Raw genomic sequence first — 14,722 nt, forward strand, 5'->3', positions numbered from 1 at the left:
TATGTCCCTGGAAGAGGCTAAGAAGCTAGACGACGCCTACGTGATGCACACGTTTGGCCGCTACCCCGTCGAGTTCGTGGGTGGCCACGGCATGCGCGCCGTCGACTCCGAGGGCCGCGAGTACCTCGACTTCCTTGGCGGCATCGCCGTGAGCTGCCTGGGCTACGCCCACCCCGTGCTCGAGGCGGCCGTGACCGAGCAGGCCTCCAGGCTGCTGCACATCTCGAACTACTTCCACATCGAGCACCGCGGCGAGGTGGCGAGGCGTCTCTCGCAGCTCGCCAACGCCGGCGACGGCGACCCGGCCGCCGCGAGCCCCGACGCGCCTCAGCAGTGGCGCGCCTTCTTTGGCAACTCGGGTGCCGAGGCCAACGAGTGCGCCATCAAGCTCGCCCGCCTGTGGGCCAAGCGCGGCGGCAACGGCGGCTTTGACATCATCTGCCTCAACAAGAGCTTTCACGGCCGCACGATGGAGACCATCGCGGCCACGATGCAGGGTTGGGCCCAGGACCCGTTCCAGCCGCTGCCCGGCGGCTTCATCGCTATCGACGCCAACGACGTCGAGGCCCTGCGCGAGGTGTTTGCCCAGCGCGGCTCCAACATCTGCGCCGTGCTCCTCGAGCCTATCCAGGGCGAGAGCGGCGTGCACCCCATGACGCAGGAGTTCATGGAGGAGGTGCGCCGCCTCACGAGCGAGAACGGTGCTCTCATGATGTGCGACGAGGTCCAGACGGGCCTGTTCCGCACGGGTCACGCGCTTGCCTTCCAGGGCTACGGCGTGACGCCCGACGTCTTCACGCTGGCCAAGGCCATCGCCGGCGGCCTGCCGATGGGCGCCTGCGTCGCCAGGGCCGAGATCTCCGAGGCCTTCCACCCCGGCGACCACGGCTCCACCTTTGGTGGCGGCCCGCTTGTCTGCGCCGCGGCCGACGCCGTGCTGGGCGAGCTCACGACTGGCACAGCTCCCGAGGGTAAGCCGGGCGAGGGCTACCTGCCGCACGTGTGCGAGGTGGGCGCCTACCTGGCCGACAAGCTCGCCGAGCTGCCTGGCGTGGCCGAGGCGCGCGGTGCCGGCCTCATGCTTGGCGCCGAGCTGGCCGAGGGTCTGCCCGACGCGCACGACCTCGTGGCCCGCGCGCTCGAGCGCGGCGCGATTATCAACGCCACCGGTCCCACGACGCTGCGCTTCCTGCCACCGCTGGTGTGCACGAAGGCCGACGTCGACGAGCTCGTCTCGATCCTGGGCGACATCCTGGCCTAGACGGCTTCCTGCGCGCCTGCGTGGGTGTCCCGCGTGCCCAGCGCGACAGACTGGCTCCCCTGGAGGGCACAGGTAGTCGCGTTGGACGCGCAAAAACGAAATGGACGGCCCCGCAAGCGCGAATGCTTGCGGGGCCGCTTTGCGTTACAGGCTGTTGGTAAAGGCATGGAAGGCCTGCTCGCCCGCCTCGTTCCACTTGAAGACGCCGGCGTCCTCAAGCACGTGCGAGAAGACCTGGCCCACTTCGTCTTGCAGCACGGCGTCGGCCTTGCCCGCGGCGACGTCTGCCCCGCGGCGTGCGGCGACCTCGCGCGCCCATGCGGCGTGGGAGGCCGTGAGGGGGTTGGCATCCAGGGCGTCGAGCTGGCCCGCCTCGAGCAGGCGGCTCACCTCGGCAAGCTCGCGCGAGAGGCGAGGCGGCAGGATCGCGAGGCCCATGACCTCGATGAGGCCGATGTTCTCGCGCTTGATGTGGTGGTACTGCGCATGGGGGTGAAAGACCCCCAGCGGGTGCTCCTCGCTCGTGACGTTGCAGCGAAGGGCGAGGTAGACCTCGTAGATGGCGCCCCCGGGCTGGCCGGCCTCGCCCACCCTGCGCACGACGGGCGTTACGGTGTTGTGGGGCGTGCCGTCCGTGCCGGCCGCGATGACGCCCGCGGCCTCGCTGCTCCAGCCGCGCCAGAGGTCGATGACGTGGACGGCCGCGTCGAGCGCCTGCTCGCGGCTGCGGGTGCGCAGGCGAATGACGCTGAGCGGCCAGTGCAGCACCTCGGCCGAGACGTCGGGGAAGGCATCCATGGCAAACGTCCAGGCGGTCGCGGCCCGCATCATCGCGAACTCGTGGGCGCCTCCCTGGAAGTGGTCGTGCGAAAGGATCGAGCCGCCCACGATGGGCAGGTCCGCGTTGGAGCCAAAGAAGTAGTGGGGGAGCAGGTCGACAAGCTCGAGCAGGTTCGAGACGGTGGCGCGGTCGATGTGCATGGGGCGGTGGGCCGCGCTCATGGCGATGCAGTGCTCGCCAAAGTAGGCATAGGGGCTGTACTGCAGGCCCCAGCGCTCTCCGCCCAGCTCGAGCGGCACGATGCGCAGATTCTGGCGCGCCGGGTGGGCGCCGCGCGGCGAGTCGTCGCCGCGACCGGCATAGCCCTCGTTCTCGATGCAGAGCTGGCAGGCAGGGTACCTCTCGCTGTCTTGCGGGGCGGCGCCGGCACGGGCGATGGCACGCGGGTCCTTCTCGGGCTTGGAGAGGTTGATCGTGATCTCGAGGTCTCCCCAGGTGGTGGGGGTCTTCCACTTGATGTTGCGCGCGATGGCCGACTGCCTCACGTAGCCGTTGGCGCAGCACAGGGCGTAGAACCAGTCCGTCGCGGCCTTGGGGCCACGGGCGCTTTCGAGGGCGTGGAACTGGCACGCGACCTCGCTGGGGCGGGGCGTGAGGGCGCCCATGACCTGGCAGGCGAGGGCGTCGCAGGCGCTGGGCGAGCGCTCGATGACGCCGTTCATCAGGGCGTGGTGCACGAGCGTGTTGAGCAGGTCGTCGAGCGTAAGCCCATCTGCGTCCTGCTCGGCCGGCTGGTCCTCGTCTGCGGGCTGGGTCCAGGGCCTGGGCGCGGCCGGACCCTCGGCGTCCACGGCGGCGAGGACGGCGTTGTAGGCCCAGATGCGGTCGGCCGCCTCGATGAGGCGGTGGCGCGTGGCGTACTCGACGAGCTCCTGGGCGGTGGTGGCCAGCACCTGTTCGTTGCCTACAGCCATGCCGCGCTCGCCCCCTCGCCGCTCACGACGTAGCGACGGCACGACCTCTCGCCCAGCCAGGCGTCCATCTGGGCACAGAAGGCGTCGAGCTGCTCGAGCGGCACGAAGGCCTGGATGGTGCCGCCAAAGCCGCCGCCGTGGATGCGCACCGCGCCGTCGCCCTCGAGCAGGTGCTCGGCCGCGCCCAGGGCAAACATCGCGGGCTGCTCGTGGCCAAGATCGGCCGCGACGTTTTGCAGGTACATCGCCGAGCTGGCGCCGCTCTCGCGCGTGAGCTCGAGGAGCGCCGCGACGTCGCCGATGTTGAGGGCTCGCCAGCGCCTCTCGACCAGCTTGTCCTCGTGCCAGTAGTGGATGCAGCGAAGGACGGCGCGGTCGCCAAACTCCTGGCGAAGGGCGGGCAGCGCCGCGTCGAAGTCCGCGCGGCTCACCTCGCAGAGGCGCTCGTGGCCCAGCCGGACCGCGATGGCCTGCATCTCGCCGGGGATGGCGGCGTAGTCGGCGGTCGAGGCGGCGTGGTCTGCGCCCACCTTTACGAGGACGAGCGCGTAGCCAAAGTCCTCGAAGGCGAGGTCGAGCTTCTTGGTGTCGGGCTCGTGGGCGTTCGCGAAGTCCATGAGGGCGAGGCCGCCCAGGCAGACGGCGGCCTGGTCCATGAGGCCGCAGGGCTTGCCGTAGTAGGCGTTCTCGGTGCGCTGGCACATCTGGGCGAGGGCCACGGGCTCGGCTGCCTGAGCGCCCCAGAGCGCCTCCATGGTGCGCCCGAGCAGCGCCTCGACGGCCGCCGAGCTCGACAGGCCGCCGCCCGAGGGGATGTCGCAGCACATCGCGAGGTCAAAGCCGCGCGGACTGATGCCGGTCGCGGCTGCGATCTCGTGGGCCATGCCGCGCACGAGACTTGCGGTGGTGCCGCGCTCGTCCTCGCGCGCGTCGGTGCTCACGAGGTCGAGCTCGAAGGCGGGGTAGCCCTCAGAGGCCACGCGCACGAGCGTGTCGGTGCGCGGGCGGGCGACGGCGTGCGCGGCGACGTCGAGCGCGCAGGCGATGACGCGGCCGCCCTCGTGGTCGGTGTGGTTGCCGGCGATCTCTGAGCGGCCGGGTGCGTAGGCGGCGACGGCGGGCGCGTCGCTTGGCCCAAAGGCTGCCGAGAAGAGCTGCTCGAGGTGGGCGAGGGTTGTGGGCACGATGACGTTGGACATGGCTGGTCCTTTCTTGCGCTTTGGCCGCTTGCGGCCGTGAGCTGGTGTTCATTGCGGGGCGTGGCGTTGCCGCGTGTGGTCGCTGACGATCGCAAGTGGCTGTGGTCGCTGTGCCGCGCCGCCCCTCGCTAGCTGGCCGAGATGCGGTAGACGATGGTCTGCTCGTAGGGGTGGCCGGGCTCGCAGGTGGGTTGCTCCCACGCGGGGTGGTGGATGGCGTCGGGCCAGAACTCGGGCTCGAAGGCAAAGCCGCTCTGGCCGCGGTAGGAGGCGCCGTCCTTGGCGTGGTCGTCGCCCAGCCAGTTGCCGGCGTAGAGGTGCGCCCCGGGCGTGGTGATGGCGACGTCGAGGGTGCGGCCGCTCGCGGGGTCCTCGGCGTGGAGGGTGGGTCGCGGCCTGCCGTTGGGCTCGTAGCCGTCGACGCACAGGCAGTGGTCGTAGCCGTGGGCTATCGCGAGCTGCGGGTCATCTGCGTCGATGTCTTGGCCGAGCGGCTTGGGCACGCGGAAGTCGAACGGCGTGCCTGCTACCTCGCGCACCTCGCCGGCGGAGACCGAGTCCTCGCGAAGCGGCAGGTAGCGGCTGGCGTTTATCTGGATGAGCTGGCCGCGCGCGCTGCCGCTCGCGTGCCCCGCGAGGTTCCAGTACGTGTGGTTGGTCATGTTCACGTAGGTGGGCACGTCCGTCTCGCACCGGTAGCGCACGGTGAGCGCGGCGCCGCCCTCTTGCGCGGGCACGAGGGCGTAGGTGGCCGTGAAGGTGCGCGCGCCCGGAAGGCCCAGCTCGCCGTCGTTGAGCGTGGTCGAGAAGGTCACGGCGTTGGCCTCGTTGTCCATACGGGCGGCCCAGACGCGCTTGTGTAGGCCCGCGGTGAGGCTCGTGTGCAGGTTGTTGCGCTGCTCGGGGCCGTCGTTTTGGGGCAACTGGTAGGTGTTGCCTTCCAGGGGCACCTCGCCCGCGTCCGTGCGGTTTGCCACGGGGCCGATGGTGGCGCCAAAGCAGGCGGGGTTGTCGAGGTAGCCGTCGAGGCTGCCAAAGCCCAGGACGACGTCTGCGACCCTGCCCGCGCGGTCGGGCGCGGTGAGCCCCAGAAGCGTTGCGCCAAAGTCGCTGACGCGGGCCGTGACGCCCGCGCACGCGAGCTCGTAGGCGCGGACGGGCGTGCCGTCTGGGGTGGTGCCAAATGCGAGCGTGCGAACCATGCTGCCCCTCTCGACGGATGCGCCAGCGCGCAGGTGCCGGCGCCGTTGTTCTCACTTGATATATTAAATTTTAACGAGAAGGAAGGGACATACAACGCCCGCGCGGCGAGCGTGCGTGCCGGGCGGGCGAGCGCGAGCTCTTCTCGGCCAAAGAAAGCGCCCACCTCGCGTGTGCGAGACGGGCGCAGGCGTGCGTTATGCGGCTTGCAACGCGTGGTGGCCTAGAAGTCGGCGTTGCCCACGGTGCGCGGGTGCGGCAGGACGTCGCGGATGTTGCCCACGCCGGTCAGATACATGACCAAGCGCTCGAAGCCCAGACCGTAGCCGGCGTGCTTGCAGGAACCGTAGCGGCGCAGGTCAAGGTAGTACTTGTACTGCTCGGGATTCATGCCCAGGTCCTTGATGCGGGCCTCGAGCAGATCCAGGCGCTCCTCGCGCTGGGAGCCGCCGATAATCTCGCCGATACCGGGCACCAGGCAGTCGGCGGCGGCGACGGTCTTGCCGTCCTCGTTCATGCGCATGTAGAACGCCTTGATCTCGGCCGGGTAGTCGGTCACGAAGGTCGGGCGCTTAAAGTGCTCCTCCGTCAGGAAGCGCTCGTGCTCGGTCTGCAGGTCGATGCCCCAGCTGACGGGGTAATCAAACTGGTGGCCAGCAGCGACTGCCTGCTCCAGGATTTCGACGGCCTCGGTATAGGTAACGCGGGCAAAGTCGGAGTTGGCGACATGGTCCAGGCGCTCGAGCAGACCCTTGTCCACAAACTTGTTGAGCATGTTGAGCTCGTCGGGGCAGGTGGCCATAACGTCCTTAAGGACGTACTTGAGCATGGCCTCGGCGTTATCCATGTAGTCGTTAAGGTCGGCAAAGGCCATCTCGGGCTCGATCATCCAAAACTCGGCGGCGTGGCGCGTGGTGTTGGAGTTCTCGGCGCGGAAGGTGGGGCCAAAGGTGTACACGTCGCCAAAGGCCATGGCAAAGTTCTCGGCATTGAGCTGGCCGGACACGGTGAGGCTTGCATGCTTGCCAAAGAAGTCCTGACTCCAGTCGACCTCGCCGGACTCGGTGAGGGGCGGATTTTTGGGGTCGAGCGTGGTCACGCGGAACATCTCGCCGGCGCCCTCGCAGTCACTCGTGGTGATGATGGGGGTGTTGACGTAGACAAAGCCCTGCTCCTGGAAGAAGCGGTGGATGGCGGCAGCCGCGACAGAACGGATGCGGAAGACGGCGCGGAACAGGTTGGTGCGCGGGCGCAGGTGCTGTTGGGTGCGCAGGAACTCGACCGTGGCGCGCTTCTTCTGCAGCGGATAGTCGGCCGCGCAGGTGCCCTCGACGGTGATGGTTTGGGCGGTGAGCTCGAAGGGCTGCTGGGCCTCGGGCGTGAGCTTGAGCGTGCCGGTGCAGATGAGTGCGTTGTAGCCCGACAGATGCGAGATCTCGTCGTAGTTGGCGAGCGTCTCGCGGTTCATGACAACCTGCAGGTCCTTGAAGCAGCTACCGTCGTTGAGCGTGACGAAGCCAAAGTTCTTCATGTCGCGGACGGACTTGGTCCAGCCGGCGACGGTGACGGTGGTGCCGCCGAGCTGCTCGGCGGTGCGGTACAGCTCGACGATCTTGGTGCGGTCCATGTCTTCTCCCTTTTGTGACGGGCGGCGGTGCCGCCCGATACCCGCGAACGGGTGTGAATTCCGAAGAGAATGATACCAGCGAGGGGCCGATGAGGCTGCTCTCGCTGGCATCTGGCCGCGCGCAGGATATAATGCGCCGCGGATTTTAAGCTTTACGAGGGAGAATGCATGGCTACAGGACTCGAGGGAAACATCAGGCTCGTGGCGACCGACCTCGACGGGACGCTGCTCATTGGCGGGCGCAACCTGCCCAGGCCCGAGGCGTTTGCCGTGATCGAGCGCGTCTGCGACGCCGGCGCGCTGTTCATGGCCGCGAGCGGCAGGCAGTACGCGAGCCTGCGCCACCTCTTCGAGCCGGTGGCCGATCGCATTGGCTACCTGTGCGAGAACGGCGGCGAGGTCGTCTGGCAGGGCGAGACGCTCGTGCGCCACACGATGCCGCGCGAGCTCGCGCTCGACATCTGCCACCTCATCGACGAGACGCCGGGCGCGGCCTACGTGCTGTCGGGCGAGCGCCACGCCTATGCGAGCGAGAAGACGCCCGAGCTCATCGAGCACATGCGTACCGCGAAGGGCTACGACATCAGCGCCGTGAGCCGCCCCGAGGACGTGCGCGAGGCGCTCATCAAGGTGTCGTTCACGGTGGACCCCGAGCGCAACGAGCAGGTGCGCGAGATGTTCGCCGACTGCTTTGGCCGCGACTGCGAGGTCGTAACCTCGGGCGCCGAGTGGATCGACGTGATCATGCGCGGCGTCAACAAGGGCTCGGCCATCCGCGAGCTGGGCGAGGTGCTGGGCATCGACCTGGCCGACATGGCCGCTTTTGGCGATGCCGAGAACGACCGTCAGATGCTCGAGGCGGTAGGCCACCCCTACCTCATGGACCCGTGTTTCGACACGATGCTCGACCTGGCGCCGCGCTGCCGTCGAGCCAAGACGGTCGAGGAGGAGCTCGAGCGCCTGCTGGCCAAGTTCGAGAAGCGCGCGTAGGGGCTTGTAGCCATAAATCTGCGAATGGCCCTGCCACATGTGAGAACGCCGGGAGTCCGCGATGCGGGCTCCCGGCGTTTTTGGCTAAGACGGGCCAGACGGCTAGTGCGAGGCGCGCTCGAAGAAGGCGAGGGCGTTTCCGTAGCAGAGCTTGGCCGTGATGGTGGCACCAAAGCGCTGCTCGAGGAGCTGCTGGAAGGCCCCCATCTTGTCGGTGCCGTCGAGCAGGCTGGGCACGGAGGCGCCGTCGAGGTCGCCGCCCAGCGCCACGACGTTCTCGCCACCCAGGTCAAGCCAATGCTCGACGTGGGCCGCTATCTCGTCGAACGACACGTTGGTGGCGTGCCCCTCGAGCACCTCGGTCGAGAGGAACTTGTCGCAGTAGTTGAGGCCCACGACGCCGCCGCAGTCGCGGATGCGGGCAAACTGTTCGTCGGTGAGGTTGCGCTTGTGCGGGCACACGGCACGGGAGTTGGAGTGGCTCGCCACGATCGGGCGGCTGCTCGCGGCCGCGACGTCTGCGAAGCATTCGTCGTTGAGGTGGCTCACGTCGAGCACGATGCGGTTGCGCTCCATCTCGGCGAGGGCGTCGCGGCCCAGTTCGGAGAGGTGCTCGTGGGTATCGTGGCCGCTCGCGAGCGGGCCTGCGGCGTTCCAGCTGAGCGATGCCATGAGCACGCCGCGAGCGGCGTAGCGCTCGACGAGCCCGAGGTCTGCGGCGAACATACGGGCGTTCTCGATGGTGCGGACGGCGGCCACGTGCGGCTCGCCGGCGCCCTCGAGCACCTCGCGAACCTGCGCGGCAGACGTGACGGGCAAAACGACCGCGGCGTTCGTGGCGACCTCGGCGTCGAGGTGGGCGTTCACCGCGTCGTAGAACGCGGTCGCCTGTGCGGGCGTCAGGGCGTCGGGGACGTAGCAGGCAAAGCACTGGGCCCACGGCGTGGCGCCGATCTTCTCGAGCGAGATGTGGCAGTGGCTCTGGGCGAGCGAGCGGCAGCCCTGCGGGTCGTCTGCGTCGCCGGGGCCGTAGAAGTCCATGCCGCAGGCCTGCTTGAGGTCGTCGCTGAGAAACTGCCAGGCCAGGCGGTCTGCCGTGTCGCAGTGCATGTCAAAGACGGGGTAGGTCATCAGTGCTCCTCGGGTTGCGGGTGCTTGGGGCGCGGGCTCGCGGCGTGCGCGTGGTGCGTGCGTGGTGTCTGCGCGGCGTGCGCGGGATAGCAAAATGCGTGCGCGCCCAAATGGGACGCGCACGCATCCGTTTTACTCCGTTGGCGGCTCTTCTCCAAACAGCGGCAGAATCGCGCGCAGGTAGTTGAGCGCCACGTCGTGCGCGCTCATCGCAAAGTCGTGCCAGGCCCACCAGCGCACGAGCCCCACAAAGCTCGCGGCGATGTGGTGCTCGAGGATCGAGCGGTTCATCGAGGCCGCGGGGCCCGCCGGGCACGCCGGGATGCGCTCGCTGGCGCGCCGCACGATGGCGTGGCGCAGGCAGTCGGCGAAGCGCTCCGAGCCGTTGCCCGAGACGAGCTCACGCAGGCCGCTCTCGCTTCTGTGCAGGCCCGCGAGGACGTGCTCGGTCTGGGCGAGCGGGCTGGCGCCCACCTCGCCGCTTGGCTCGAACGCTTGGCAGCACACGTCGCAGACCTGGGCCTCGAGTAGGTCATCCTTGCTGTGGAACTGCGCGTAGAACGTGGCGCGCCCCACGCCCGCGCGGCTGATGATGTCCTGCACCGTGGTGCGCGAGTAGCCCTGCTCGTCGAGCAGCTCAACGAACGCCTGCTGGATGGCCTCGCGGCTGCGCCGCCTCCTCTTGTCCACGGCTAGCCCCGCCTGCCGTCGCCGGGCGTGGGCGAGTCGGGTCTGGCCCCGCCTGCCTTGGCAAAGAGCCCCGCGGCCTGCGTGGCGGCGAAGACGTCCTGGAACGACGCGCCCGTGCGCTCGCTGGCGGCGACGACGCTCGCGTACTCGGGGTAGGCGCGCACGCTGCCGTCGGGCATCATGACGCGCTTGGTCTCGACGCGGCCAAAGGGCGTCTCGACCGTGCTGGGCGTGCGCGGCAGCGCGTGGCGGCGCTCCTCGTGTGAGCGAATGCCGATGGTGGTGGTGTTCTCGAAGATAATGCGCTCGAGGGCGGGCGCGAGCTCGTCGTTGCAGATGACCTCGAGCTGGTGGCCCGGGCGCCCCTTCTTCATGACGAGCGGGATGGCGTGGGCCTCGCGGGCGCCGGCTGCCATGAGCAGCTCGATGACGTGGCCGAGGGCCTCGCCCGTGCAGTCGTCGAGGTCGCACTCGAGCTTGGTGACGACGCCGCGGTCGCCGTCACCGGCGTCGGCGCTCCCGGAGTCGGCGAGCAGCATTGCGCGCAGCACGCCCGAGCAGCCCTCGTAGGGGCGCTTGCCCGCGCCGTAGCCCACGCGCTCGATGGCGTAGGAGTGGGGCAGACGGCTGCCCGTGCGCAGCGCGGCCACGACGGCGGCGCCCGTGGGGGTCACGAGCTCGCCGGCGACGTCTGCGGGGACAAGCGCGATGCGCGCGGCGGCGCACAGGTTGGCGACGGCGGGCACGGGGATGGGCATGACGCCGTGGGCGCAGCGGATGGTGCCGTGGCCCTCGGAGAGGCTCGTCACGATGACGTCGGTGACGTCGAGGTCGTCGAGGCAGATGGCGACCGAGCAGATGTCGACGATGGAGTCGATGGCCCCCACCTCGTGAAACATCACAGTGTCGGGTGTGGCGCCGTGCGCGGCGGCTTCGGCTTCGGCAAGCTTGCCAAAGATCGAGAGGGCGAGCGCCTGGGCGCGCGCGGTGAGTTGGGAGCCCTCGATGATAGCGCGGACGTCGGCCATCGAGCGGTGCGCGTGCGCGTGGCCGTGGTGGTGATGGTGGCCGTGGTCGTGCTCGGCCAGGTGGTCGTGGCCGAGCTCGACGGTGCACGCGTGCTCGTGGTGGTGCGTGTGCTCGGCATCGTGCTCATGCGCGTGCTCGTGCTCTGCATCGTGTTCGTCCCCGTGATCGTGCGCGTGCTCGTGAGCGCCCTCGTGCCCGTAGAGCCAGGCCATGTCGTGGTCGTGGTTCTCAAGGCCGTGGGCGAGGCGCACGTCAAAGTCGCAGGCGGCAAGGCCGCTCTTGCTCACGCGCGTCACGACGACGTCAAAGCCGCTTACCGGTAGCGTTGCGAGCTGCTGGCGCAGGTGCTCCTCGCTGGCCCCCAGGTCGAGAAGCGCGGCGACCGTCATGTCGCCGCTGATGCCGGAGCTGCAGTCGAGGTATAGGGTCCTTCCCATGATGCTCCTAACGGTTGTTGCCGGGCGCGGCCGCGCCCGGGAGGTGGTTGATGAGGCTTGCCTGGTAGCCGGCGCCAAAGCCGTTGTCGATGTTGACGACGCTCACGCCGCTCGCACAGGAGTTGAGCATCGACAGCAGCGCCGCGACGCCGCCCAGGCTCGCGCCGTAGCCAACGCTGGTGGGCACGGCGATGACCGGGCAGCTCACGAGGCCGCCGATGACGCTCGCAAGCGCCCCCTCCATGCCGGCGACGGCGATGATGACCTGCGCGCGGGCGAGCTGCTCGGTGTAGGCGAGCAGGCGGTGCAGCCCCGCCACGCCCACGTCGCAGATGCGCTCGACGCGGTTGCCGAGAAACTCGGCGGTGAGCGCCGCCTCCTCGGTGACGGGCAGGTCGCTCGTGCCGGCACACGCCACCACGACGGTTCCATTGCCGCTGGGCTCGGGAAGGCCGCCCACGATCGCCAGGCGCGAATCCTCGTGGTAGTCGAGTAGGTCCGCGCGGGCGGAGAGAGCCCGCACGCGCTCGCACTTCTCGGGGGAGAGGCGCGTCACGAGCACGCGGCGCTGGCCCGCCCCCTCGAGGGCGTCGACGATGCCTGCGATCTGCTCGGCCGTCTTGCCCTCGCCGTAGACGACCTCGCCCGCGCCCTGGCGAACGCCGCGGGCAAGGTCGAGGCGCGCGTAGCCCACGTCTGCCACCGGGGCGGTCTGGATGCGTGCGAGGGCGTCGGCCACGCTGGCGCTGCCTGCGGCGACACGCCCCAGCAGCTCTTCGAGCTCTGCCTTGTCCATCTAGTTCTCGCCGCCCTGCTCGCCCTTGGCGGTCGCGGCCTTGGCGGCGTTGCGCTCGCGGGCCGCGCGGGCGCGCTCGTTCTCGCGCCTCAGGGCCTTGGCCTCTGCGGGGCTCGGCTCGATGTTGCCGTCGGTGCGCACGCGGTCGGCGGCGTCGGGGTGCGAGCTCATGAACTTGTCGACGGTCTTGCGCAAAGACTCGGGCGTGATGGCCTCGCCTTGCTCGAAGTAGGCCCCGTAGCAGGCATAGCTGGGTTTGTTGGCCGTGGGCAGGCCCAACTTGGCAGACTCCTTACGCACCATGTCCTTGGTGAGGCCGGCCGCGCGCAGGGGCGACACGATGCCCAGCTCGTGGATGGCGCGAAAGCCCGGGCGGCGGTCCTCGCGGTCGCTGGCGTTTGTGCCGTCGAGCAGGACGGTTCGGCCGTCTGCGCGCATGTGCTCGAGGATGGTGCCAAAGACCATCGACTTGCAGTGGTAGCAGCGGTCATGCGGGTTGGCGCGCAGGTCCTCGTGGCCCTCCCAGATGTTGATGGGGATGATCTGCTGCTCGGCGCCGAGCATCTTGGCGATGGTCACCGAGTCGTCGGTGTCGCGGGTGATCTGCAGGTCGTCGAGGATGGTGTAGGCCTTGACGTCGTAGCCCTCGCGCAGAAGCTCCGCGAGCAGGTAGCACGAGTCGACGCCTCCCGAGTAGGCGAGGCCATAGCGAACGCTCTTGTCGAGGTCAAACTGCATGGTGGTGGCCCTTCTCGTTTCGCAGCTGGCGTTCAGCTTTGCGCGAGCGCAAGTTACGGAACATTTCGTTCTCTTTGTTCAGATACTATCGAACGATAGTACAGATTCGTTCTGAAAGTTACTTTAAGGGACATAATTGGCGTCACAACGCCACAGTCGTGGCAAGGACGCCGAAGACATGGGTGAGACGGGGCAGTCCCCTCGTCTCATTTGGGAGGAGCTAGCATGGACGAGAAGAGACTTGTGGGTAGGCGCACGTTTGTCGGGGGGGCCGCGCTGGCCGTGGCGAGCGCGCTCGCGGGCTGCGGCGGGTCCGGCGCTACCGGCGCGCCCGCGGCCACGAGTGTTGACCCCACGCGCCAGGTCACGATTGCCATGAGCTCGGAGAACGAGCCGTCCGCCGGCTTTGACCCCTGCGTCGACTGGGGCTGTGGCGAGCACGTGCACGAGCCGCTCATCCAGTCGACCCTCATTGCCACCGACGAGGACATGAACTTCGTGAACGACCTCGCCACCGAGTACTCCTGCTCGGACGACCACCTCACCTGGACGTTCAAGATTCGCGGCGACGTCACCTTCAGCGACGGCGAGCCGCTCACGGCCTCGGACGTCGTCTTCACCGTGAACACGATTAAGTCCTCGCCCAACGCCCAGGCAGACCTCTCGATGGTGGCGCAGGCTGCCGCGCCCGACGACACGACCGTGGTGCTCACCCTCGCCAAGCCCTTTAACGCGCTGCTCTACACGCTGGCCGTGATGGGCATCGTGCCCGAGCACGCCTACGGCGACGACTATGGCGCGAACCCCATTGGCTCGGGCCGCTACCAGCTGGTTCAGTGGGACCGCGGGCAGCAGGCCATTTTCGAGGCCAACCCCTCCTACTATGGCGACGCCCCGCAGATCGAGCGCGTCGTGGTGGTCTTCATGGGCGAGGACGCGGCCCTTGCGGCCGTGCGCGCGGGACAGGTCGACATGGCTTACACCTCGGCCACGCTCGCGAACCAGAACATCGACGGCTACGCGCTCGACGCCTACGAGTCCGTTGACTCGCGCGGCATCCAGCTGCCGGTGATACCTGCCGGCTCCACGCGCCAGGACGGCGAGGCCACCTACCCGGCCGGCAACGACGTCACGGCAAACGTCGAGGTGCGCCGCGCCATCAACCTCGCGTGCGACCGCCAGGGAATCGTCGACGAGGTGCTTGGCGGCTACGGCAGCGTGGCTTACAGCATTGGCGACGGCATGCCCTGGGCCAGCGCCGACATGCGCTGCGACTACGACCCCGACCACGCCCGTGAGCTGCTCGAGGCGGCGGGCTGGACCCGCGGCGACGACGGCGTCTACGCCCGCGGGGGCCTGCGCTGCTCGCTCGACCTCTACTATCCCGCGAGCGACTCGGTGCGCCAGGCCATGGCGGCTGCCTTTGCCGCGCAGATGGGCCAGGTGGGCATCGAGGTCAACGTCCATGGCGGCTCGTGGGACGACCTCTACCCCCACGAGTTCAGCGATCCCATCATGTGGGGCTGGGGCTCCAACTCGCCCATCGATGTCTACGAGCTGAGCCACACGGACGGCACGATGAACTATTCCTGCTACAGCAACCCCACGGTCGACGCCGCACTCGACGCCGCGCTCGCCACCGACGACGTGGAGAGCAGCTACCCGCTGTGGCAGAGCTCGGAGTTCGACGGCACGGGTGGCATCGCGCCCTCGGCCGACGCCACCTGGGTGTGGTTCGCCAACGTGAGTCACCTCTACTGGCGCCGCGACAACCTCGTGGTTGCCCGCCAGAAGCTGCAGCCCCACGGCCACGGTTGGAGCGTGCTCAACAACGTTGACCGCTGGAGCTGGCAGTAGGTGGGTACTTGC

General features: G+C 68.7%; 12 protein-coding genes. 3 read left to right on the forward strand and 9 right to left on the reverse strand.

The features are described 5' to 3' along the window. The first annotated feature begins 1 nt into the window (after position 1). On the forward strand, positions 2-1,261 hold the full coding sequence (locus tag Q3866_RS01380) for an aminotransferase class III-fold pyridoxal phosphate-dependent enzyme (RefSeq protein ID WP_301829030.1): 1,260 nt from the start codon (positions 2-4) through the stop codon (positions 1,259-1,261). Between the two features lie 144 nt (positions 1,262-1,405). On the opposite strand, the gene Q3866_RS01385 is transcribed toward Q3866_RS01380, so the two are convergent. The 4 genes from Q3866_RS01385 to asnS form a co-directional block, all read right to left on the reverse strand. Further along, positions 1,406-3,016 carry a UDP-glucose--hexose-1-phosphate uridylyltransferase gene (locus tag Q3866_RS01385; RefSeq protein WP_301829032.1) on the reverse strand — a complete coding sequence of 537 codons (1,611 nt, stop codon included), beginning with the start codon at positions 3,014-3,016 and terminating at the stop codon, positions 1,406-1,408. After that, positions 3,007-4,215 carry a galactokinase family protein gene (locus tag Q3866_RS01390; RefSeq protein ID WP_301829033.1) on the reverse strand — a complete coding sequence of 403 codons (1,209 nt, stop codon included), beginning with the start codon at positions 4,213-4,215 and terminating at the stop codon, positions 3,007-3,009. The genes Q3866_RS01385 and Q3866_RS01390 overlap by 10 nt, the downstream gene beginning before the upstream one ends. Positions 4,216-4,343: 128 nt before the next feature. After that, entirely contained in the window at positions 4,344-5,417 is a 1,074-nt protein-coding gene (locus Q3866_RS01395; RefSeq protein WP_301829035.1) for an aldose epimerase family protein, read from the reverse strand. A gap of 221 nt (positions 5,418-5,638) precedes the next feature. Beyond that, the gene (gene asnS / locus Q3866_RS01400) at positions 5,639-7,042 is read right to left on the reverse strand and encodes an asparagine--tRNA ligase (RefSeq protein ID WP_301829037.1); all 1,404 of its coding nucleotides are present in this window, start codon (positions 7,040-7,042) and stop codon (positions 5,639-5,641) included. Positions 7,043-7,210: 168 nt separating this feature from the next. On the opposite strand from asnS, the gene Q3866_RS01405 reads away from it, so the two are divergent. Then, positions 7,211-8,032, forward strand: a complete 822-nt coding sequence (locus Q3866_RS01405) for an HAD-IIB family hydrolase (RefSeq protein WP_293673136.1) — start codon at positions 7,211-7,213, stop codon at positions 8,030-8,032. A gap of 102 nt (positions 8,033-8,134) precedes the next feature. Here Q3866_RS01405 and Q3866_RS01410 read toward each other — a convergent pair whose 3' ends face one another. The 5 genes from Q3866_RS01410 to Q3866_RS01430 all read right to left on the reverse strand — a co-directional run bounded on the left by Q3866_RS01410 (position 8,135) and on the right by Q3866_RS01430 (position 12,853). After that, positions 8,135-9,163, reverse strand: coding sequence for a dipeptidase (locus Q3866_RS01410; protein ID WP_301829039.1), 1,029 nt, complete (start codon positions 9,161-9,163; stop codon positions 8,135-8,137). 132 nt (positions 9,164-9,295) lie between these two features. Then, positions 9,296-9,853, reverse strand: a complete 558-nt coding sequence (locus Q3866_RS01415; protein WP_301829041.1) for a TetR/AcrR family transcriptional regulator — start codon at positions 9,851-9,853, stop codon at positions 9,296-9,298. A gap of 2 nt (positions 9,854-9,855) precedes the next feature. Continuing rightward, positions 9,856-11,319, reverse strand: a complete 1,464-nt coding sequence (locus Q3866_RS01420; RefSeq protein WP_301829043.1) for a LarC family nickel insertion protein — start codon at positions 11,317-11,319, stop codon at positions 9,856-9,858. A 7-nt stretch (positions 11,320-11,326) separates the two neighbouring features. Next, positions 11,327-12,115 (reverse strand): nickel pincer cofactor biosynthesis protein LarB, encoded by a 789-nt coding sequence (gene larB / locus Q3866_RS01425; RefSeq protein WP_301829045.1) that lies wholly within the window; start codon positions 12,113-12,115, stop codon positions 11,327-11,329. Continuing rightward, a complete protein-coding gene (locus Q3866_RS01430) occupies positions 12,116-12,853 on the reverse strand; it encodes a hypothetical protein (protein WP_301829046.1) in 738 nt (245 codons plus the stop codon). Between the two features lie 225 nt (positions 12,854-13,078). Here Q3866_RS01430 and Q3866_RS01435 point away from each other — a divergent pair, with 225 nt between their 5' ends. Further along, complete coding sequence (locus Q3866_RS01435) at positions 13,079-14,710, forward strand: ABC transporter substrate-binding protein (protein ID WP_301829048.1); 1,632 nt, start codon at positions 13,079-13,081, stop codon at positions 14,708-14,710. Positions 14,711-14,722 lie beyond the last annotated feature (12 nt).

Origin of the sequence: uncultured Parolsenella sp., from assembly GCF_958346945.1 — a bacterium.
Taxonomy (GTDB): domain Bacteria; phylum Actinomycetota; class Coriobacteriia; order Coriobacteriales; family Atopobiaceae; genus Parolsenella.